Here is a 23,369-nt window from a genome sequence, read left to right as displayed (position 1 = left end):
GATTATATCTGGGCTAGATTCTTTTCAGCCCAGATTGATTTCCCATCCTCTAATGTTTCTATCGGTGTAGGACCTGAAATGCTCGCTCAGTATAATCTTGGTCAAACCCAGCCTGTTCCGTAGCATTCCCTGCATGGTATTGGTTTCTCTACTCCTTTACACTTCGGACAATACTTCTTTCCTTCTGGAATACTAACTACCTTTTTACTAGCTTTAACTGATGCTGATTTCCGGACTATATTTGGTTTAGGCGTAGCTCTGGCTGAACTTGAAGCCTTTGTTGGCAACACAGGCTTACTTGTCTGCTTTGCCAGTAGCACATCATTTTCACTCCTTACCTTCAGCTTACCTTCAAAGCCACGCTTCGTCAGGTAGTTATCCCACCAGTTCTCAGCCGCACTAATAGACTCAAAACTTGCCACAACCTCTTTATTTGTACCAATTTTAACCAAGCCCGAATTATTTGATGTCGTGATGAATGCATTCCTCCAGAGCGAAAGATGTTTAGGAACCGCAACCCCATCAATAACACACTTTAGTTCTTCAACCATTGATGGTTTAGGCTCAGTCGAGGTTTCAACTGCAACAGGAGTTACTCCGAAAATGGCCTTAACATCATTCATATGGTTTTCAGTGAAATACAGCTCTGTTTCAACTCCATTTAGCTGCAATGAAATGCTTCTATTCTTAGTGGTCGACAGTTTTTCGAACAAAATGCTCCTATCAGAGTTACTATGCTTAAACATTGCTGAATGATTTGGACAGAGACAGAGGTGATTTTGAAAGTGCATAGAATCACTTTCAATAAAGTCTACAACTTCAAAATAATAATCTCCATTCAACTTCCTAAACGGCAACTCTTCTTGGCATAATTGACAGATCATCGTTTCATTAATTGAATACTGGCTTCTTAAATAAGCTTCCGCTTCCTGTCTGACAGACGGCTTCCCTACAGCAACGGATCTTTCTCTTACTTCCCTACGCTTTTCTGGAGCTTGCTCCGCAGCTTTAGAAACTGCCAAGGCACGAGCTGCTGAATTACTTGAGCTCTGTTGCGGTAATTGCTGGGAGAAGTTGTGAGCACTTGAAGTAACAGAAGCAATTAGTTGTTGCTTTTGTACTTCAGAGATAGAACCACTTGAGATAAGGTCTAAAAGCTGAAAATCAGTCTGACTAGTAATTCCCAACCGTTTTGCGGCTTCTTTCTTAACAAGACTTTCTTTAGAGCTTTCTTCTTCCTTCTGACAGAATCTTATCTTGTCCGCCCAGTCAGTTCCTAACGCGCGAAGAAAATTACCTGATAAGTCTTTCTTCTGAGCATCACATGGTTTGACAAATGTGCCACTTTTAGTAGGAACCCAAGCTCTATCACGAAGTAAACATATCCATTGAGAATCAGCAGTACGACTTGGGTTACTTTGGTTTTGACTGTAAACTGCAATCTGCTTACTACGCGCTTGATTGCTTACCGTCTTCAAAATGAGTTCTGACACAGCTTTATCATGTGCTTTTAGCAAACTCTCAAGCCCATCTATTGTGTAGTCTCTATTGACGCCGGTGTGAGTTGCATTCCCTGGGGCCGTTCTCAAGTAGCTCCACTTAGGATTACTAAGGCATGACGTTTCAATGATGTCTAAAGACTTGATTACCCCAAGAAACTCGAAAAAACCATTAAGCTCGTTGATTTCAATTCCCAACTGTAGGTACATATTATTAATGGCATGTACAGTAGAGACCCCTTTAGCACCTAAAGCTAAGGCCATTCCGGTTGACCTATATGGGTCATCAAGATAGGTACGATTCGGTTTAACGTAATCAAAATTACCGTCAAGGATTATTGAATGTTTTTTGAGTTCATTGGCTGCAAACCTTGCTTGTTTATACCATGAAAAAAACTTTTTCATATGCAATGCATGCGTTTCAAAATCCAACGATATTCTGTCAGAAGAATAGTATGTTTTTAAGATTGCAAGAATGCTTTCTTTTTCACCATATGTCTTAACACCTGTCCCGCTGAAAAACGAATTAACACCATCATTAACCTTCTTCGACTCCCCTTCGAGTGGCACCAGCAGGTCTGAACGTAAGCAGGAAATACTATCGTCAGTAATTGAGTCCTCTAAAGGAAAATAGCACTCACTAGGCGCTTTTACCTGGCTATTATTGGTTGGAATTATCCTTAAAGAACTTACCGAATAATCAAGCTCGTCTCTCAACTCTGACGCAAATAACGAATACAAACCGCGCAACCATTGTGAACTTTTTCTCAGTATCCATTCATCAAAATTAGCCAATTCCTGCGTGTTTGCTTTCTCTTCATATGAATAACTTTTAGGCTCGTAGTACTCGAAACACTCTATTAAGTCATCCTTAGTCCACTCTGAAACCCCAGCGTCCATAAGCAGTTTATATAAGCGATCATTTTTCTGGTTACTTGTAATTGACCAGCCTACCGAATCTATGCTGTTACGAGTGAGATTTGCGAAGTCTAGGGTGTTGATGGTACGAGCAATCGTACTTTTGGTCATATACAGCAATCTGCCCTTTTTGAATGTTCCCTCTAGAGTAGGAACAAGCTCCTCGTTCATCAGAGAGTTCTTTACTCGGTCTCTGATTACTTGATACTTCTTGGATACTGGATCTGATGAATTAGGCATGGCTTCTAGGAAGTTCCTATCTAACAATCCGATTGACTTAACTTCACGCAAAGCCCTTTCTATGGTATCGGCTAAGTACTCATACAATCTGTCATTTTCGGGCGTATCTTTAACACTAGCGCGACTCAACTCAGTTACAAAAGGCGCGTGAACATGAAACCTTAGGCCAGAAGTTTCTTTTTCAGCAGGGAAGAAAGCCGACACAGTACCTTTTTTAATCCCCTCAATGACAAATCGTTCGGCTAGCACCTTTTTTTCTGAATCAGTATTGTTTTTCTTTTGCGGCTTTTCTCTTAACTTAAATGCGATTGAGGAAAATAGAGTTTCTTTCTCCCCAATCAAAGTAATATAGCGCAACCAGTTAACGACGACAGGTTTACTATCAAAGCCACTCTTTTGAGTTATCGAAATATGATTGTCTGCATACTCCTCTCGCTCAATACTTCCTAGAAACTCACCATCGACAAACCATTCAACCTTTCTAATATTTCTCAGAAACAGTAAGGCGCTTCCAGAGAGCTGCTTCAGTGCTTGACCTATTTCTTTGTACGATTCTTTAGGTGTTTTTTTCTTACTATTAAACGGGAATTCAAAGACTGTGACAGCATCATGGTTACTAGGGTTTCGGAATGTGGGTACGACGAACCTCTCGATCGTGAAATCAAGGTTTCCAGACATAACTCTTGGAGATTCGGTGTATACGAAAACGGCTTTAAACCCAATACCAAACCGCCCTATAGAGTTGTCATCATCCTTTTTGCTGCTTTCTCCAATGTCTGTGATAGCACTGATGTCTTGATCATTAAAAGGCCTGCCGTCGTGCGAACAGGTCAGCTGCTCTCTTGATAAAGAAAACGATACCGTTTTAGCGTTAGCATCTTCAGCATTTTGAAGCAGTTCATAAATGAAGTGAGCCTTGTCAGGATATAGATCTTCAACAATTCTTCGTAATGCTGGTTTCCTCTCCAACCAATTCGCATACTCTTCTCTATCTTTAATTAACTCTTCGATAAATCTATTCATTGTCTTCTACAACCAGCACACCTACACACAACTCTGAAAAATGAACATCACCACTATCTCCCAATCTTTGCAGCTCATTTAATCGCAACTGAAAATCAGTGTTAGCGTGTATCAGTTCGCTTTGCTTCATCTTGGCAATTTTGGGGTTATTAGCATTCTCCATTTGCTCAAAAATAGTCTTGCAACGAGCTTTATGGCTAGTCGTTAAACTCTGCACTTTCACCTCAGCTAACTGCCTATTATCGGCAATATGTTTTACTTGAGCATAACTCCACTTTTTATAATGAAGGTCAGCTAAAGCTTTAGCTTCAGATTCACTCAGTCTTTTCTTGACTTGCTCTTGCGTCATAGTTTCTGAGATTAAATCTAGCAAGTTGTCAGCCAGCACTTTGCTTTCACTAACTACCACCAACGTATCGTCTGAACGAATACCTTTTTTATTCCACTGGTAAATGGAAAATGGGTAACGACCTGTTGGTAGCTTTTCGCAAGGTAAACTTATGTACGCTTCAATTTTTTCATTTGGTGCCAAGGCCTGGGTCGCATACTGAATTAGTGGATGCTCTAATGTCACAAGAATATTGCTTTCGTTTTTATACTTAGGCTCAAAGACCACTGAAAGTCTTGCGCTAGATCCAGATAGCCATGATAGCCACTCTCTTTGACCAACAGAAAGCTTTGAGGAATCTACATGATGCTCTCTCAACAGAGTTTTCCTCTGTTCAGCGTTTAAACTCAATATCGCTTCATTGTTGGAACTAATGTAAGCTCTATTCTCTGCAAGCACATTTGATAAGTAGATATTAATCAGATTCTTCAAAGCAGGTGGTGATAACAACTCTTGCTTAAATCGACTCAGCTCTTCTGAACCAACGCTTTCACTTGGAATCGATAAACCAAATAACTCTGACTGCTGCGAAGCTAAACGCTCATTCTCAGCAATTAATCGGATTTTGTTGTCAGCTAACTGACTCAGTTGCTTTTGAACCTCTGCACGCGTTAAAGATAAGTTCTCAGCTAAACTCCGAATACCGCTACTTATCTCACCTAATATTTCCTCACAGCCCCCAATCGCATTCTTGAACACACCAATCCTAACTAGACATCTCTCATAAATATCTGCATCTACAGTCCCGGGAGTTACAAAATTGACTATAGCTACCGCTTCACTTTGCTGACCATACCTATCGATACGTCCAATTCGTTGTTCAACCTTCATAGGGTTCCAAGGAAGATCGTAGTTAAACAAACAGTCACAAAACTGAAAATCTAACCCTTCACAACCAACTTCCGAGGATAAAAGAATATCGATGCTCTCTGAGTCTGATGATTCCATGGAAAACCTGTTCCTGATACCCCTTCTTTCCTGATCCGAAATACCGCCATGTATTACCCCAAACCGTAGCCCAGAAGCTCTCAACTTAGCCTCTAGGTAATTAATGGTATGTCTAAAAGTAGTAAAAATAAGAACCTTTCTATTTGTTAAGGCAAGCTTTTCCCTAATAAGTTGAATAAAAACATCTGCTTTTGGATCTGAGGAGGGCAAGTTTTCACACAAGGCCAATAATTCACCAACTTTATCTTCAATCAGTTCAATTTCAGACTCGGAGACTTGACTAGTTAGGTCTTCATCATACGATTCATCTATTTCTAACTGAGCAAGCTTGTTACTCAGGAGATCGTTAAGCAAAGGCGCTAACCCATGTATACAACTCGCAGCTTGGCGCCTAATCGTGGTCATCATAAATCGAATGTTTTGATGTCCATGTGTCACTTTCAAAATATCGGCGACGACGTCAAGAAGAGTGTCATGAACAGCTCGTTGCTCCTGCGTAAATTCGACAGACACAGTTTCTGGCTTACGAACAGTAAACTCTCCTATATCTCGCCTTCTTGTTCTATTGATAAGAGGACTAAAGGTATTTAGTTCTTCTAGCCTGCCTATCGCTGACACTCTTGCTTCATCTGGAACACTTGGTTCGGATAATGTGTCATAGATCTCTTGAAACAGTGGAGTCTCGCGTATAAACATGCGTCCCCACTCAGTTTGAGACAGAGCTTTTAGCTGAGCAATCGCATTTTCTTGCCAACCGTCATTTGCTTCGCGGAGTATATGAATTGCTTCATTGGAATATTTGTTAGGGACAGCCATAGAGTGAAAACTATTCTCATCTATGATGAGTTCTGGCCGAAGTACATTCAACAATGTGTACAAGTCACTGCTGCCCAACTGGACTGGTGTAGCCGATAGGAAAACTACCGCATTAGCGTTATCACACAGAAACTTAACCCCTTGGTGAAGGTTAGTGTTTCTGTTTCTGATATTGTGTGCTTCGTCTACGATTATTAGATCAAATTTTGGCGGTGTGTTTAGCTCGAGAAGACCATTATTACGCTTTGTCTTTGTATCTTCTCCATGCAAGAGAGCTGAATCGAACAAGGAAAAAGGTAATATTGCCTTAGTATGGCTTTCTGGCCAATGCCCCTCAACCTCTGTCTCTTTGAGGCAGTACCTTAACGTTTTTCCATCCAAGGGAACAAAACTTTCCCCAAAGCGCTTCATTTCTAGTTCCCATTTTCTCTCTGCAACAAGTGCTTTTGGGCAGATAATGAGTACAGACTTGATCGTTGTCCTAGCGGAAAGCTCCTTCAATATAAGCCCAGCTTCAATCGTTTTACCAACACCCACTTCATCTGCTACCAAAAGTCTAGGCTGTTCCGCTTGAATGATTTTAATCGCTGGTCGGTATTGATATGGGACGAAGTCAATATCCGCTGAATTTAGAGAATAGAGGCTATTATTAGACGGTAAACTAAGGCTTGTTGCACTCAACGAAGCCCAAAGCTCCTCTTTCGAGCAACTTTCAAAGCCTTGGCCACTATCAGAACCCATCTCTTGCAACTGGCTTTGGAAGTATGTCGATACTTTACCTGACTCAAATACCTCATAAGCTGGCTCGACTCCGCCAAGCTTTACGTTCATGATCGGTAAGACTACATTAGAGTCAGATCTCAAAGTAACTAACTGTCCTGGCTGAAAATGGGGTATATCCCTGCTTTGATATGTTTGAACAGTATTCTCAGAACCATTCGTCCCATCATTCTTATGGGCTAAAGCGTCGAGTAAATTATCCCTAACACCATACAAGTCTGACAGACTCTTTTCATCACAACTAATCACTTCAATCAATCTAATCAGTGTATCAACATCACGATATTCTTCGCTGATAGGCAAATCAGTTGATGCATGAGCCCATTTATTCCTGATAGTTTGAAGCTCTTTAACCCAGTTTCTCGCCTCTCTAGGTAATTTACATACATCCACTAACTCAAACCAGTTTTGGTCTAAAACCCTGAGCAATGCTGCTAGGTCGAGTTCGTAAATTGATGTAAAACCTTTCTCCTGAGCTATCTTTTGCTGTTGGAATGATAGCCTTTCGATAACATTAATCTCCCACCAATCATCTGATAAGGTGGGCAAATTGGAGCTCAGAAAGTCTTGCAAAGCTCTAGTCATGATTTTAAAACTTGTAAACATCTACGTACCTCTCGATCTACAGAATAGGTTACATGTGAAAGTGAAAAGTACTTACCAACTCACGCCAAACATAAACTAAACTACATCCCAACCATACGCTGCATGCTTTGCGTCCAAGACGCTTTAAAAGCAGGGTCTTGTGCAAACAGCTTGTAGAGCTCTAATTCGTCTTTACGACGTTGAAGCATGATTTCTTTCAACATCTTCTCAAACGCTAGCTCTCGAGTATGAGGGTCTGCGTTGTTTTGGTATTTAGCTTCAAAGTCTGGGTGATTTCGGATGCTCTCAGCAATGTTCACAAACTTAACGCGCTGTTCTTCTGATGTCGCGCTCCAACCTTGAAACCAACGTTCGTTAAAGATTTGGATGATCTCATCTAACGGGTCTTTCTCAGTTTCTGCACCATGAGCTCCGCGAGGGTTCGGGTTTTGAGGATCTAACTCAGTTTCAGAGTCATCTAGCTCGATGGAATGGTTAAGCTTAACCCTTTGTAACCCATAGGAGCTCAAATCAATGGAATCAAGTAACGAGTCTAGCGCTTCTTTATCTGGATCTTCGACGGAAAGTTTTGGAATCAAAAACTTCAAGAACCAGAACAGTTCTTCCCACTGAACGACCTCATAAGGCATGATAGATGCCATCTGGCCGTAAATTTTCACAAACTGCTTGGCCTTCACTTTGAAATCGACTTTAAACTCGTTCTCTAGTTCTAACTCGTGGTTAAAACGCGCAGCTGCGATATCAATGACTGGGCTCAGGTCCTGAGCATCTCTTCCTTCAAAGAAACGCTTATTGAACTCCTCAACTTCAAACCACTCATAAATACCTGTGTCGTCCATATCATCTTTTAGCTCATGAAGAACATTGACATCAGTGGCTTCAGAAAGCGTTGTCGATGTATAGAAAGGGTCGAAGGCGGTTTTGATATCATCCACTGAGTTGAAGAAATCCAACACAAACAGATCTTCCGTTTTCTTACCGTACTTTGGCGCTGAACGGTTCAAGCGAGACAACGCTTGCACACACAGTACACTTGCCAGTTTTTTATCTACATACATGGCACAAAGCTTCGGTTGGTCAAAACCTGTCAAATACTTGTTGGCCACGACCAGCAAACGGAAAGCATCCTGATCCACATGCTTAGGGATTGGGGAGTCCGACTCCTTACGCTTGTAGTTCACATCAAAGTAATCTTTGGTATCACCTTCAGGGAAGCCATTTAGGTCTGCTTCAGTGTATTCAATACCATCAACTTCTTTGGTACCAGAGAAGGCAATCGCGACTTTAAATGGGTTACCCATCTTATCGAGTTGCCTCGTTAACGCTCGATAGTAGCGGATAGCTGACTCAATATTTTGAGTCACCACCATGCCCTTGCCTTTACCTTTTAGCTTCTTACCGTTAATCACATGTTTGATAAAATGTTCAAGCATGATCTCGGCTTTGGTATCTATGGTTTCTTGGCTTGCCTCTACATACGCTCGCAAACGCTTCTGCGCTTTTTTGCTATCGAACTCAGGGTTATCTTGGATTGATTTTTCAATCTCGTAATAACTCTTATAAGTCGTATAGTTGGCAATAACATCGAGAATGAACCCCTCTTCGATGGCTTGTTTCATCGAATACAAATGGAAAGGAGCGTAAGTACCGTCCGCTTGTCGCTGACCAAACTTTTCTAGAGTGGTGTTCTTGGGTGTTGCCGTGAACGCAAAATAAGAGGCATTTCCACGCATCTTACGAGAGCGCATTGCCTGTAGGATTTTGTCCTGAGCATCTTCCAGCTCTTCCACTTCCTTCTTGCCCATTGCACGGTTCATGTTGTCATGAGCGGAGCCTGATTGAGAGCTATGAGCCTCATCAATAATGACTGCAAAGCGCTTATCACTTAAATCTGCAATACCATCAATAATGAACGGAAACTTCTGAGTGGTGGTAATGATGATTTTCTTGCCATTCTCTAATGCAGACTTTAGCTCAGACGATTTGAACGCTGGTGCAACAATGTTCTTCACTTCGGAGAACTCTTTAATATTGTCGCGTAACTGCTTATCGAGCAATCGGCGGTCAGTAACGACGATGACCGAATCGAATAGAGGCACTTCTTTCCCTCTACTTCCTGGTAGGTCATCGCTGATAGGATAAGTTTCGATGAGCTGATACGCAGCCCATGTAATTGAGTTAGATTTACCAGAACCCGCTGAGTGCTGTATCAGATAGGTTTGCCCAACACCATTAACTGAACAGTGATCAACCAAGCGACGCACGACATCCATTTGGTGGTATCGAGGGAAGAACAGAGTTCGTTTGTCCAACTGCTTTTTGCTGCTACCATCAAGACGAACAAAGTGCTGAATAATATTAGCGATGCTTTCTTTGCGGAACACCTCTTGCCACAAGTAAGCTGTCTTGTGGCCATATGGGTTAGTCGGGTTTCCTTTACCTAGATTGAAGCCTTTATTGAACGGTAGGAAGAATGTCTTTTTACCTGCCAGTTTGGTCGTCATATAAACTTCATCGGTATCAACCGCCATATGAACCAAACAACGTGCGAAGTTCAACAGAGGTTGATTCGCGTCTCTATCATCTCGATACTGTTTCTGACCATGATAAGCCGCATTTTGTCCCGTCCAATGGTTTTTTAACTCAAGAGTAATCAGCGGAATACCATTGATGAAAAGCACCATATCGATCTCTTCCAATGGATTTGCATTGGAATAACAAACTTGGCGAGTCACACTGAACAGGTTGGTAGAAAAATCTTTTTTTACCTTCTCAGAACTACTGGCGAGAGGTGCTGGATACATTAACGTTAGGAACGCATCATCAACGTCTAACCCCTTTTTCAACAAACGCAAAACACCATGACGCTTGATCATACGATCAAAACGCTCAAGGACTTTTCTCTGCCAATCGTGAGGGCTAGTGCGCTTGAGTTTTTCTAACTCACTTGCTTGAGTATCTTCGAGGAACTGCCAAAACAAACGGGTATCTATAGCGTATTGTTTGTCAAAGTCACCTGGAGAGCCAATAAGATAAAGATCATTATTGTAACTAAGAGGCGCTTCACCCAGCGCTAGCTCTTCTTTACAAATACCGGCTAAACCTTTTTCTATTGCGGCCTCTAGCGCCTGTTCATTTGTTTTACTAACCATAAATTCCCGTTGTTTGTTTTGATTATTCAGAGTCTTTAATAATGTTCGTAGTGCTGTTCAAAAACAGTCATCATGTCCTCTAGATGGCCATCTATCTGCTGTTTACCCCATGAACCCTGACCTTTAGCACCAAATATTTCTCTTAGTTTGAGCGCGTCAAAGTGAGACTTTCTATCGAAATCAATACGCTTTTTGTCAACGTCTTGATTGCTGTAAGAAGAGTTTTCACCGGGACTCAGTAGTACTAAATTACCAAATGAGTTTAAAGTTTCATATGCTAACTCACTCTTATATTCATCATTTTGAGGATGAACATGTTCTACTGAGTTTTTGGATGTGATTCGGTACTTTTTGAACTTATTCAATTCTTCAGAAGACAGTGAAGATTCTGAAGCTTTCATTTGCTTCCAAATCAAATATTCAAGTTTCTGAAACCAGTAATGCTCGAAACTCGTCCCTAACGACTGTTCAAAGTATATCGATTGAGATTGCCAACTCTGGCAGTTAGGCTCTGAGCTTTCAGCCAGTGCAAAGCTGGCCTCTTTCTGAGTATCAATTGATAGAGACATTTTGTTGTCGATGTTTTCAAGCAGCTCTAGCGCCTCGGAGTCTTGCTTGATACTCGAACGGATCAAACCTGAAATAAATGGTGTTAACCAATACTGGGCGCTGCGCTCACCGGTAAAGTTGCGCACACTCTGTAACAGAACTAACTCGCTTATGTTTTTCTGCTCACGGTTTATATAGCGCTTACCTTTTGACTCACTTGGATACTGACGAGTTAAAGCCAGTTGCTCCTCTGTCGCATCGTCACGTTCAACCCATTTCACAACCCAACGGTCAAACTGGTAGCGAACCTGCCATAGCGTTTCGATAAACAACTTTACCGATTGCTCATCACTGTTGATAAGTGGGTCGAATATTTCCAACAAGCGATCACTATGCAGTCGTGGCTCGATATCATTATGATCATTAAGCGCTAAGTAGACTCGGTAAGCGTGAATCAATAACAGTGGGAGCTTGATGATTGGGCGACAGTAAACCGTTTCTACATCCAGATCGTAGGTTTCAAACTTGTCTTGCTCGGTGTTATCAGGAATTGAACTTGCTTTAACTTGTAACGCTAACTGAGCAATCGACAAGCCAGGTAACGCCTTTGACGTTTCATCTTTTGCAGCGAACCGTTCAGCATCAAAAGACGCCAAGTGTTCGGGTTCAATATGGTACCAATCCGCATTAGGAAATACTTTGCGTACATTGCGTTCAAAATAGTTTTCCAGATGCTCACACGCCACCCACATTGCATCATACTGTGCTTTGTCAGTATGAATGTGCTTGAAGAGCTTCGCCTTTAAAATGTCCGCTTGTTCCAACTGAATGCCAGCGGTATTCATGGTGGCAAACAATCGGTTTAAGTCCATTTGTGTTGGCACAATGTTGTTCACCCATTGAACTTGGCGGTAGAGGTAATCCCCCATAGCTTCGGCGCTCACCACATCGTCTGATTTGAGCTTCTCTACTTCTTTGGTCAATACATCTAACGCCACGCCCATCTGTTTCAAATAAGCATTGTCGGCGATCGTTTCCTTAGACGGCACTTGATAGTTCTTAAGCCCCGCTAGACCACCTAAAAGCTGCTGAACTTGCTCACGAATTGAGAATTGGAGGCGCGGCTTATCTTCGCCGTTCTTCGATGTATAAACAGCAAGCCCTGCAAGATCGGATTTAATGCCTGCGTATTTAAAAGCAATAGTCATCAGCATGAGTGTTGTCGTGCGTTGCTGACCATCGAGCAACTCATAGATCCGCTCTCCATCTTGTTCAATGCGAGACGAAAGGATGGTGCCGATAAAATAGCTTGGTTCTTTTAATCGACACGCTTCTTTAATATCTCTGAACAGCAGCAAGACATCATCATCTGACCAGACATAAGGACGCTGATAGCTAGGAATAGAAAACTGGTAGTTATCGGTGTAGATTTTCTCAAGCGTCAGAAGCTCAGTTCGTACTGATAAATGATCACCCATGTTTTGCTCCTAACGCAGAGATGTGTTGGCTAAATGCAGCGCCAAATTGATTAGCATAATCTTGCTTGTCTATATCAAGGCCAAAGTATTGAGACACTTTTTCGACGAAACGTTTTTTAACGCTGTTTTTATCAAAGCCATTCTTGTCTACCGAAAGCTCAAAACCATCTAGCTGTGCAAAACACTGCTCTGGGGTATAGCTCATCGCAATCCAATCCAGCACTGGGGTTTCTTTTACAAAAGCAGGAACCGATTTCTCTTTTACTGCTTTCTGGTTCTCTACTCGGCGAGAATAAACCACACGAAATAGCTTTTTCGCCGCTACCTCTAAGCTTTGCTGCCCATGTTGGCTGATGTAAAGCAGCAAGCAAGCGTCATAAAGCTGTTTAAGATAACCGCAGCCATCGAGTTTACACACCAGCTTTTGATAGAACTCGTAAAAGCCAGCAAGCTCACCTTGCGTTGTTTTATTCAATAAATAGGTTTGGCGCAGTTGCTCAAAATATTGCAAATAGTGAATGGTATTAGCGCCACTATTTAACGGCTGGCGCAACTCATAGCCAACTTGAGGCTGTGCCAAGCTCTCTCCACCGTTGGGCATATAAGTACGAGCAATTCGCCCAAAGGCAATATCGTCGCCTTTGCCTGTTTGCTCTGCCAGTTCGGTGACAATGCTATTACGCACTTGCTGAGTTTGGTTGTGCAACGGGTAGTCTCGGAAGTTCAGATATTGCCAATAGCGACCACGCAGCAAAATATCGACTACTGGGTTTAAATCTCCCAGCGCCTCCCAACGGGTGGCAAAGGTGTTTACCGCAGATTTATCCTTTTCATCAACCGCTCGAAGATGGTGAGCTTTGATGATATCGGGCCCTGCTAATCGCACCCCACCCGTGTTTTGGGTTTCAAAAAAGCGGTAAGCTTCATCTTCGCTATCTGTCACTACCAAGGTGATGTTGATTTGCGCAAAATCTATATCATCCAATGAGGCATCATTCTTATACAGCCAACCGAGGTTGTGTTTGATTTGCTGCTGGCTCTCTGGGGATTCATAAACCAACTCAAGGTCGGAGTGTTTATTTGCTAAGTGAGAAATCAACGCCATTGTGGTCAGGCGTTGCTGACCATCGATAATATTCAGCTTGTCATCTTGTTGATGCAAAATGACACTGCCCAAGTAAAATGGGCAATGCTCCGCTTCAGGCTTACCAGCTAGCTCATGCTGATGAAGCTTAAAGTCATTCAATAAACGGGTGATTTGTTCTTCATTCCAGCGATATGGGCGCTGATATTCAGGGATGGCAAGCATCCCGTGAACGTCTTTTTCAAACTTACCGTCTGAAGCTAAAATCGGTTCACCAGAAAACAGCTTTTCTAGTGTACAACTGGCAACTACAACCGCCATTTATGCCAGCTCCGTTACTTTGATTTTACCTGTAACGGCGCTGTTAATGAGGGTGGTTTTATATTCTTTAAGCTTAACAATTTGCTCTTCCATCAAAGAAATGCCGTCGTCAGAGCTTTCCATAAAACCTCGAACATAATCAGCTATTGCTTTCTGCTCATCTAAAGGAGGAATAAACAAATCAACCTGAGAGAAGTTATCGAAATTCAAATCTTGACCATCTCGAATAAAACTTGCTGTTCTTTGAAGCGCCTTTATATACATAGGTAGCTTAAGTAAGTAACCATAGAAATTTGGGTCAATTGGCTCTAACGGTCTCAAGATTACATAGGATGAGCGGATACACCCCCTTGACCATGCGCGTTCAAGTCCTCCTTGAAAGCTACGCATACTAATAACAAAATCATCCTTTTCTACATGTTTACGCTTATCAAGGTGAAACTGTATTTTTACAACTCTTGCACCCGTCCTTGCTTCATACTCATCTTGAGGAATAACACCAAATTTTTGAGTCGCAGAAAGTTGCACATCATCTTTCCAGGCTTTCTCTTTACGTTGAGTAAACAAGAATTTACTGCGACGAACTTCCCAATGCTCTGGAATTGTTCCTATCCAATCCACATCAGAATCTTTCATTGGTGCATCAGGGTTCAAGCCTTGCGTTACAGCTTGCTGAATGATGATTTGCTTACGTTCTTTTAGAAGTTCAATTTGCTTTTTTTTACAAGAAATCGCTTCATCAATTTGCGATACTTTTTGGTCGAGAAACCTTCCAACATCCTTTTGTGTGTTCAACGGAGGGAAAGGTAATTTGAACTTCCTAATTTGTTGAATACCTAATGCTGGTCGTGTTGCTCCTGTAACTACGCTGTAAATCTGTGAACTTAAATAATCAGATTCCAAAACGTGTTTAAGATAACGCTCGCAACAATTGGATTTTGGTTTAATAAGCACCAATGTTGCAGAAAGAGCAACTCTTTTACCTTCTAGATTTAAGTGACGAGGCTGCCCTAAAGTACCGACTTTGCAAAAAACTAAGTTGTTACTTTCTATTCTAAATGCCTTTTCTTGCTTTATTACTGCTTTTTCAGCAACCATTCTGGCTGTTTTTTCATTTACAGTTCCGTCATAGTTTACATCTCTAATCCCAATGTAGGGCAGACCATCAGGGTCTAGGGCAGGAGCCCGATGATCTGGCTGAGGATCTATTACATCGCAATACGCACCAACGGGAGCTAAAACCCATCCCTCTGGTAACGCACTCTTAGGGTAATTGTCTTTCATGCTATCACCCCTGAACCTTAGCTACAGATATACCTAGAATGTCAGCAATTAAACCTTCCGCTTTTTGCTCAAGCGCAATAATGTCTTTAGCGACTTCATCCATTGAGCGTAGCGGCTTGTGGCGGTAGAAATATTTGTTAAAGCTGATCTCATAACCAATCTTGACTGATTCAAGATTTATCCAAGCTTCATCCACATGCGGCTTCACTTCATCAAGGAAATATTGATAGATGCTTTGTTCAAGCGGCACAGATTCGCTATCACGCAAGTCTGAACTTGACTCATAAGTCACGAACTCGTTGTGATTGCCCGTTGGGTAGTAACCAAAATCTGGCAAATCTTGCAGTTCACATTCGTAGTTTTCTAGCAGTTCGTCTAACTTATCTTGCTTTAGCTTGGCGACTTTCTTGATGACTTTTTCTGCGTTTTCGTCATACCAGCTTACCGCATCAACAATGGCTTTTTTCTCAGTTGCCGCGAGTTTCAGACCGAGTGATTTAAGCTCTGCATCTACTAATTGTTTGAACTGATTAAAGTCGTTGTATACTTCATCACCAATCTTGCTATGTAATTGACTCGCTGCATTAACCAGTGTGCGCTGTTTCATCCAGTTTTTCGTTTCCAGCAATTTGGTTTTCGCTGCTTTGTTTAGGCTGATATCGTTTTCTTCACACCACTTGGTGATCTCTTTTTCAATCCCTTTAACAAAACCTGCTTCATAGACATTTTCGCCATGTTCGGCGTACAAGTACTCCATCACTTCGCGCAGTGATTTTTCAAAACGTAATGGCTCAATCAGGTCAACACGGAATTGGGCACTTCGACGGTCTGGACGCTCAATATTCACTTTGTAGTAACCAAAATCTTGGTTCTTGAAAACTTTGGCGGCAATACCCACCGAATCGCCTTTCTCGTCGATAGCACGCTCAACGGATTGGTTATCTAGATAGGTCGAGACAATTTCCGCAATGTGCTCTGGTGAGAACTCGCAGTTTTTGTTACCCAAGTTCTTACGCAGTTTGCGGAACAGTAAGCTAGCATCAATCAACTGAACCTTCCCTTTGCGGCTTTCAGGTTTGTTGTTATTAAGCAGCCAGATATAGGTGGTAATACCCGTGTTGTAAAACAGGTTGTTTGGCAACTGAACTATCGCATCCAGCATGTCATTTTCAATAATGTAACGACGAATGTTACTTTCACCACTGCCGGCATCACCGGTAAACAAACTTGAACCGTTGTGAACTGATGCAATACGAGCCCCTAATGGGCTCACTTGCGGCGATTTCATTTTAGTGACCATTTCCATAAGGAACAGTAACTGACCGTCACTTGAGCGAGGAATCGCATCTTGTTCTGACTCAACGCCCCAGTAGTCTTTTAACTTCACTATAAAGCGACCATCTACGACATCTTTACCGTCTTTGATGTGCTTTTGCTCACTCGCCCAGCTCTTGCCGTAAGGCGGGTTCGAAAGCATGAAGTCGAAACGCTCTGATGAGAATTCATCGGTAGATAGGGTTGAACCAACACGGATGTTTTCTGGGTTGTTACCTTTGATCATCATGTCTGACTTACAAATGGCGTAAGTCTCATCGTTGATCTCTTTACCGTAAAGGTAGATATCACGGTTTGATGCTGGGTACTTCTCTTCAACAAAGTTCTGTGTTTCTGTCAACATACCGCCACTACCACATGCAGGGTCATACACTGTGATAGAAAGTGGCAAGTTATCTTTGATTGGATCGAAGACAAGGTGTGTCATTAGTTCGATAACTTCACGTGGAGTAAAGTGCTCACCCGCCTCTTCGTTGTTCTCTTCGTTAAATTTACGGATCAACTCTTCAAAAACATAACCCATACCAAGGTTGCTAAGTGCTGGTAGTTTGTTGCCCTCAGGATCTTCTTTCACCTCAGGCGTTAAGTTGATGTAAGGCGAGACGAATTTCTCAACCACATCTAGTAAAACGTCTTTCCCCGCCATGTGGCGGATTTGAGCTTTCAGGTTAAAGCACTCAACAATCTCTTTTACGTTGTCGCTAAAACCGTTGAGGTAATCTTCGAAGTTAGCCAGCAGAATCTGTTGGTTGTTGGTCGCTGTACTGAATAGCGTTTGTAGCGTCCACTTAGATGTGTTGTAGAACACATAACCTGATGCAGCGCACAATGGTGCGTCATCAAGCTCAGTTTCATTCATTTCTTCTACTTGGAATTTAACTTCTTCCAATACTGCTTCTTTTGATGGCTCTAAAAGCGTATCGAGACGGCGTAGCACCACCATAGGCAAAATAACGTCGCGGTATTTACCACGAACATAGACATCACGAAGACAGTCGTCGGCAATCGACCAAATAAATGAAACGAGTTTGTTATGTACTGAGTGGTCCATTTGGGATCCTATTTCTTTGTTACCCACACCTAATCGTGTAGGCGGCATTAATCTTATTGGTTGAAACCAGGCAAAAGTTGGGTACTTTCTAAGCCTGATAACACATCTGTATTCTTTAAGTGCATCTGATATTGCGAAGCGTTCAGGGAGCCCTCTTCTGAGCAATCCACATTCCACTGTGTGAGTAGGTATCCCACCAGAGCAGAGCGAACTTCAATATTCAACTTCCCTTGAGTCATCTCATAATCAAGCTCAATAGCCTTTGGATGCTTTATTTGAGGGTGAACACCGATCTCAAGCTGAAGAATTGTATTCCAAGCATCGTCGTAACTTGCAGATTCACCGGTTTTTGGTGGTGTTGCTGAGCTCTCTATTTTTGTAAATCGACTACAAACGAAATCACGAAAACTGTTCGTCTTTCGATCAAATGCTCGGACATGCCAACGATGACCGTTGTTTATGATGGCGTGGGGAACAATGGTTCGATTACCAGCGCCAGAAGAAAGTGAATGATAGCGGCATTGAATGGCTTGATTATTGTGAATCGCACGCATTAACGCTGCGACAATGTTTTGCTTCGGTTGTGTTAATCGAATGGCATCAAAGCAAACTTGGGGAGTATCACCTTGGGAAGAAGTACCCTTCCCTTGCATCAATTGATTCAAGGCTTGCTCAGAATCATGCGCGAACAGCGGTGTGAAACTGTCTGTACGAACGTACTGCTTTGTTTGGTGAACGAGCTCAGCATTCTCAGGTGCCAACTCTCTGTAGAGGGTGAGATCTCTAGAACAAGAAGCCAAACCTGTTTGGAATTGTTGAACTAGGTCCGCCCTAGCAACAGCCCCATAGTATTCGAGACAGAAATCGATGAACGCTAAACGTTCCCGCTGCGCGTGATTTAATTTGTCTATTGATTCGTGCGTCATAATAATAAAGATGGCATGTTGATAGTAAGATTCTATACCATAAACTTGCACAAGTAATCATTTTGATACTATCTTTTTGATATAGAGCAATAGACATTACTCAACAAGGATAGATAGCCTCTGTGTTTTTACAAAGACCTAAACCTTACCGTGATGAAAGCCTTGAGAGCTTTTTTATTCGCGTAGCCAACAACAATGGATATGATGATGTTCAGCGTTTCCTAGAGGCAAGCAAACGCTTCCTGCAAGACATTGACCATCACGGCTATCAAACCTTTCCAACCGATATCGCAAAGATTAACCCCTGCACGGCCAAAGATAGCTCTGGTGCCCGAACTGCCTCACTCCTGAAACTCGCTCAATTAACGTTTAACGAACCGACCGAGTTACTTGGATTAGCAATTAACAGAACAAACTTAAAATATTCTCCATCAACTAGTGCCGTGATCCGTGGCTCAGAAGTTTTTCCTCGCAGTTTACTCAGGACAAAGTCCATACCCTGCTGCCTATTATGCTTACAAGAAAATGGTTACGCTTCTTACCTTTGGCATTTTGAGGGTTACGATCACTGCCACATTCATGATGTGCCCTTAGTCAACAGCTGTAGCTGTGGCGCTGAGCACGACTATCGAGTGTCTGGTTTAAGTGGAATGTGCGGCAGTTGTGAAGCGCCTATCGCCGTAAAAAGTCGAGAAAAAAGTCATAACGCAACACTCTCTGTTGCGAATTGGCTAGCGGGCAATAAATCTAAAGATCTGCCAGATCTACCTCCAAGTTACCGTTGGGGCTTAGTACATTGGTGGATTCATATCAGCAATGATCCGTTCGAGCACTTTTCGTTCGTCCAATTTTTCTCGAACTGGCCAATCTCGTTCCACTCTATGATTGATAGTGAAATTGAATTCAACCTAGAGCACGCCATTGTTGTAAGAAGAGAATTACGGATAAAAGATCTTCTAGGGCGGATATTTTTTAGTTCTGTTCGATTACCAGAACGCAACCTCCATCACAATATCATCCTAGGAGAGCTTCTACGGCATGTAGAGACGAATTTATGGGATAACGATGGCTTGATCGCTAACCTTCGTATGAACGCTCTAGAGGCTACTGTGTTCCTTAATTGCAGTTTGGATGAGATAGCCTCAATGGTTGAACAACGCATCTTAAAGCCAAATCGTAAAACTAAACCAAACGCACCTCTAGAGGTTAATGATTACCTGTTTTACTTCGGCGACATCTTCTGCCTTTGGTTAGCTGAATTTCAGACTGATGAGTTTAATCGTTCGTTTTATGTATCGAGGTGGTAAGTGCAAACTCTGAAAGAGCTAATCGAATCAAATCCGGACGACTTAAAAGCGGCATTGAAGCGCGCATTTCGCCCTCTCACAGCGCATATTGCGATCGATGGCAAAGAACTTGATGCACTGACGATATTAGTCAATTTAACTGATAAGACTGATGATCAGAAAGACCTGCTAGACCGAGCCAAATGCAAGCAAAAACTTCGAGATGAAAAATGGTGGGCTAACTGCTTAAATTGTGTGAACTATCGACAAAGCCATAACCTAAAATTTCCGGATATACGGTCTGAAGGCATTATTCGAACCGAAGCCCTAGGTGAGTTACCAAGCTTTCTACTCTCTTCTTCTAAAATCCCGCCATACCATTGGTCATACAGCCATGATTCAAAATACGTCAACAAAAGCGCACTCCTTACCAATGAGTTTTGTTGGAATGGGGTGATATCATGCTTGGCTGAGCTTCTTAAAGATGTTGATCATCCACTTTGGAAAACATTAACAACATTAGGTTGCTATCAAAAAACTCGTAAAGCAATAGCAAAGCAGCTGGCTTCAATTGCTCACATGACCATCAGTGTGCCGCTCGCCCCGAATTACTTGACTCAAATATCGCTCCCTGATGGTGATACATCCTATATTTCGCTCTCGCCAGTTGCATCACTATCGATGCAAAGCCATTTTTATCAAGGACTCCAAGATGAATATCTGCATGCCTCGACTACGCGGTATAGCCGAAGCTCCAACATGGGAGTAACTGCGATGACATGTGGCGGCGCATTTAGAATGTTAAAGTCTAATACCAAGTTTTCCACCACCCCTCATCATCGATTAAACAGCAAACGGAGTTGGTTGACGTCAGAGCATGTTCAATCATTAACACAGTACAAACGACTTAATAAACGCCTAATGCCTGAAAATGCGCGAAAGGTGCTCCGTCGAAAATACAAAATCGAGATTCTGAATATGGTCAGCGTTTGGTTGGCAATGCAAGACCACACTCTGGATTCAACCATACTTGTTCAGCATCTGAATCATGACCTATCTTGCTTAGGAGCCACCAAACGTTTTGCATACGATCCATCGATGACCAAGCTCTTTACTGAGCTTTTGAAGCGAGCGTTATCAAATTCAATCAATGATAGTACACAGCATACTAATGGGTCATATCTTGTCCTACCGAATATCAGGGTTTGTGGTGCAACGGCTTTAAGCTCTCCGGTAACGGTGGGGGTTCCGTCACTTACCGCTTTCTTTGGGTTCGTTCACGTATTCGAACGCAGATTAAATAGCATCTACACCACGTTTCGTGTCGGATCCTTTGCGATATGTATTCACCAACTCCATGTCGAAAAGCGCGGGTTAACAGCCGAGTTTGTGGAAAAAGGCAATGGGACTATATCAGCTCCCGCTACCCATGATGACTGGCAATGTGATGCAGTATTTAGTCTTATTTTGAACACTAATTTTGCTCAACGTATTGACCAACAAACGTTAATTACAGCACTACCAAAGCGACTTGCTCGAGGTTCAGCAAAGATTGCGATAGACGATTTTAAATATCTAAACTCATTCACCACGATAGAGACGGCGATCCAATCTCTGCCAATAAAGGTTGGAAGGTGGATATCGCTTCACACACAGCCAAACAATAACCTAGGTGATCTATTAGCTGCCATCAAAGGCGACTCTCAGCTTATAGCTAGCTGCGTCGGTTATCATTTGTTAGAAGAACCCAAAGATAAGCCGAACTCTCTCAGAGGTTACAAACACGCTTTCGCTGAGTGCATTATTGGACTAGTTAAGTCAATCACTTTTGGCTCCACGACCGATGCTAACACCATTTTATGGTCGCTAAACAGCCATCAAAATTACATAGTGGTACAGCCAAGGAGTATCAGCAATGAAACTACCCTCGAGTCTAGCCTATGAGCGCTCTATCGACCCATCAGATGTCTGCTTTTTTGTCGTTTGGCCCGACGATAAAAAAACACCTTTAACTTATACATCTCGTAGTCTGCTCGGACAAATGGAAACGGCATCATTAGCCTATGATGCATCCGGCAAACCCAAGAAAAATGCTACCGCTGAGGCTTTGGCTCAGGGGAACCCACATCAGGTTGATTTCTGTCACGTTCCATATGGAGCTAGTCATATCGAATGCTGCTTTTCCGTCTCTTTTTCTTCTGAGCTACGCAAACCGTATAAATGTAATTCAAGCTCAGTCAAACAAACGTTAGTGAAACTTGTAGAACTGTATGAAAAGAAAATCGGCTGGACTGAGCTAGCTACCCGATACTTGATCAATATATGCGACGGCACGTGGCTGTGGAAAAACACCCGTAAAGCTTATTGCTGGAACATCGAACTTGCACCTTGGCCATGGAACGGGGAAAACGTTAAATTTGAAGATATCCGTAATAACTACATATCACGAAAAGACTTTGAAAATCATAAAGATTGGTTGGCCATAACAGAAATGATAAAAACCGCTTTTTCTAGCCCTAATGGGTTGACGATATTTGAAGTCAGAGCCACCGTGCACCTGCCAACCAATGCCATAGTGCGACCAAGCCAAGCTTTCACAGAAAAAGAAAGCGGCAGTAAAAACAAATCTAAATCTCAAAACAGTCGAATTTTTCAGCATACAACTGTTGATGGCGAACGTAGTCCAATATTAGGAGCCTTTAAAACTGGAGCAGCTATTGCAACCATTGACGACTGGTATCCTGAAGCAACAGAGACACTGAGGGTTGGAAGGTTTGGCGTTCATCGCGAAGATGTCACTTGCTATCGTCATCCCTCTACAGGAAAAGATTTGTTTTCGTTACTGCAAAAAGCAGATCATTACATTGAAGTGTTGAGCTCTAACGAAGCTCCAGATCAAGAAGCTATCAATGATATGCACTTCGTAATGGCAAACTTGATTAAGGGTGGATTGTTCCAGCATAAAGGAGACTAAACATGAAATGGTATTACCGAACAGTCACGTTTCTTCCAGAGCGATGCAACAATGAATCACTTGCAGCAAAGTGCCTTCGCGTTCTACATGGTTTCAACTATCGATATGAGACACGAAATACCGGCGTTTCATTTCCACTTTGGTGTGATGAAACGGTTGGAAAGAAAGTTTCATTTGTCAGTACAAACAAAATGGAGCTCGACTTGCTACTTAAACAGGAATACTTCGTCCAAATGGAAAAACTGCAGTATTTTAGTATATCAAAGACTGTTCTTGTGCCAGAAGGTTGTCGATACGTTTCGTTTAAGCGCTGCCAATCTATAGATAAAGTAACAACAGCTGGGCATGAGAGAAAAATCAGACGTCTAGAGAAACGTGCTAAATCCAGAGGCGAGCCGTTTGACCCATCATCATTTACTCCAAAAGAGCATACCGTATTGTCGCACTATCACTCACTTGAAGAGTTCAGCAGTAAGACAAAAAATAGCTTTCGACTCAATGTCAGAATGTTCTCGGAACAACACAACGAGGGGGACTCGGTTTTCAGTAGCTATGGTTTATCAAACTCAGAGCACTCTTTACAACCTGTACCTTTAATCTGACCCTTGTTTTGAGGACTGTTACAACCTCCTGATTTTATGAATATTTTTCACGACCGTAACAAAAAGGGTAAAAGTACTTATTAGCATCTAATTAATTGAAAATAATGGG

Annotated in this window: 12 protein-coding genes; 4 read left to right on the top strand and 8 right to left on the bottom strand. The window is 42.2% G+C overall.

The genetic code is table 11. The features are described from left to right. Nucleotides 1–101: 101 nt before the first annotated feature. The 8 genes from vsple_RS19700 to vsple_RS19665 form a co-directional block, all read right to left on the bottom strand. The gene (locus vsple_RS19700) at nucleotides 102–3,680 is read right to left on the bottom strand and encodes a sacsin N-terminal ATP-binding-like domain-containing protein (RefSeq protein ID WP_261883528.1); all 3,579 of its coding nucleotides are present in this window, start codon (nucleotides 3,678–3,680) and stop codon (nucleotides 102–104) included. After that, nucleotides 3,673–7,218, bottom strand: coding sequence for a helicase-related protein (locus vsple_RS19695; protein ID WP_261883527.1), 3,546 nt, complete (start codon nucleotides 7,216–7,218; stop codon nucleotides 3,673–3,675). The genes vsple_RS19700 and vsple_RS19695 overlap by 8 nt, the downstream gene beginning before the upstream one ends. 80 nt (nucleotides 7,219–7,298) lie before the next feature. Beyond that, nucleotides 7,299–10,370 (bottom strand): type I restriction endonuclease subunit R, encoded by a 3,072-nt coding sequence (locus tag vsple_RS19690; protein ID WP_261883526.1) that lies wholly within the window; start codon nucleotides 10,368–10,370, stop codon nucleotides 7,299–7,301. A 35-nt stretch (nucleotides 10,371–10,405) separates the two neighbouring features. Continuing rightward, the gene (locus vsple_RS19685) at nucleotides 10,406–12,397 is read right to left on the bottom strand and encodes a DUF262 domain-containing protein (protein WP_261883525.1); all 1,992 of its coding nucleotides are present in this window, start codon (nucleotides 12,395–12,397) and stop codon (nucleotides 10,406–10,408) included. Next, complete coding sequence (locus vsple_RS19680) at nucleotides 12,390–13,802, bottom strand: DUF262 domain-containing protein (RefSeq protein ID WP_261883524.1); 1,413 nt, start codon at nucleotides 13,800–13,802, stop codon at nucleotides 12,390–12,392. The genes vsple_RS19685 and vsple_RS19680 overlap by 8 nt, the downstream gene beginning before the upstream one ends. Further along, nucleotides 13,803–15,086 carry a restriction endonuclease subunit S gene (locus vsple_RS19675; RefSeq protein WP_261883523.1) on the bottom strand — a complete coding sequence of 428 codons (1,284 nt, stop codon included), beginning with the start codon at nucleotides 15,084–15,086 and terminating at the stop codon, nucleotides 13,803–13,805. 4 nt (nucleotides 15,087–15,090) lie between these two features. Then, entirely contained in the window at nucleotides 15,091–17,472 is a 2,382-nt protein-coding gene (locus tag vsple_RS19670; RefSeq protein ID WP_261883522.1) for a type I restriction-modification system subunit M, read from the bottom strand. 53 nt (nucleotides 17,473–17,525) lie between these two features. Further along, nucleotides 17,526–18,449, bottom strand: a complete 924-nt coding sequence (locus vsple_RS19665) for a WYL domain-containing protein (RefSeq protein ID WP_261883521.1) — start codon at nucleotides 18,447–18,449, stop codon at nucleotides 17,526–17,528. A gap of 71 nt (nucleotides 18,450–18,520) precedes the next feature. On the opposite strand from vsple_RS19665, the gene vsple_RS19660 reads away from it, so the two are divergent. From vsple_RS19660 to cas6f, 4 genes are read left to right on the top strand one after another with little or no spacing between them, the layout of a single operon-like run. Then, nucleotides 18,521–19,705 (top strand): TniQ family protein, encoded by a 1,185-nt coding sequence (locus vsple_RS19660; protein ID WP_261883520.1) that lies wholly within the window; start codon nucleotides 18,521–18,523, stop codon nucleotides 19,703–19,705. Further along, a complete protein-coding gene (locus tag vsple_RS19655) occupies nucleotides 19,706–21,628 on the top strand; it encodes a type I-F CRISPR-associated protein Csy2 (RefSeq protein ID WP_261883519.1) in 1,923 nt (640 codons plus the stop codon). Beyond that, on the top strand, nucleotides 21,600–22,658 hold the full coding sequence (gene csy3, locus vsple_RS19650; protein WP_261883518.1) for a type I-F CRISPR-associated protein Csy3: 1,059 nt from the start codon (nucleotides 21,600–21,602) through the stop codon (nucleotides 22,656–22,658). The genes vsple_RS19655 and csy3 overlap by 29 nt, the downstream gene beginning before the upstream one ends. Nucleotides 22,659–22,660: 2 nt before the next feature. After that, a complete protein-coding gene (gene cas6f / locus vsple_RS19645; RefSeq protein WP_261883517.1) occupies nucleotides 22,661–23,260 on the top strand; it encodes a type I-F CRISPR-associated endoribonuclease Cas6/Csy4 in 600 nt (199 codons plus the stop codon). Nucleotides 23,261–23,369 lie beyond the last annotated feature (109 nt).

The sequence above is a fragment of the Vibrio pelagius genome, assembly GCF_024347575.1.
Taxonomy (GTDB): Bacteria; Pseudomonadota; Gammaproteobacteria; order Enterobacterales; family Vibrionaceae; genus Vibrio; species Vibrio pelagius.
Note: the sequence above shows the minus strand (reverse complement) of the source record. Positions and strands in the feature narration are given on the sequence as shown.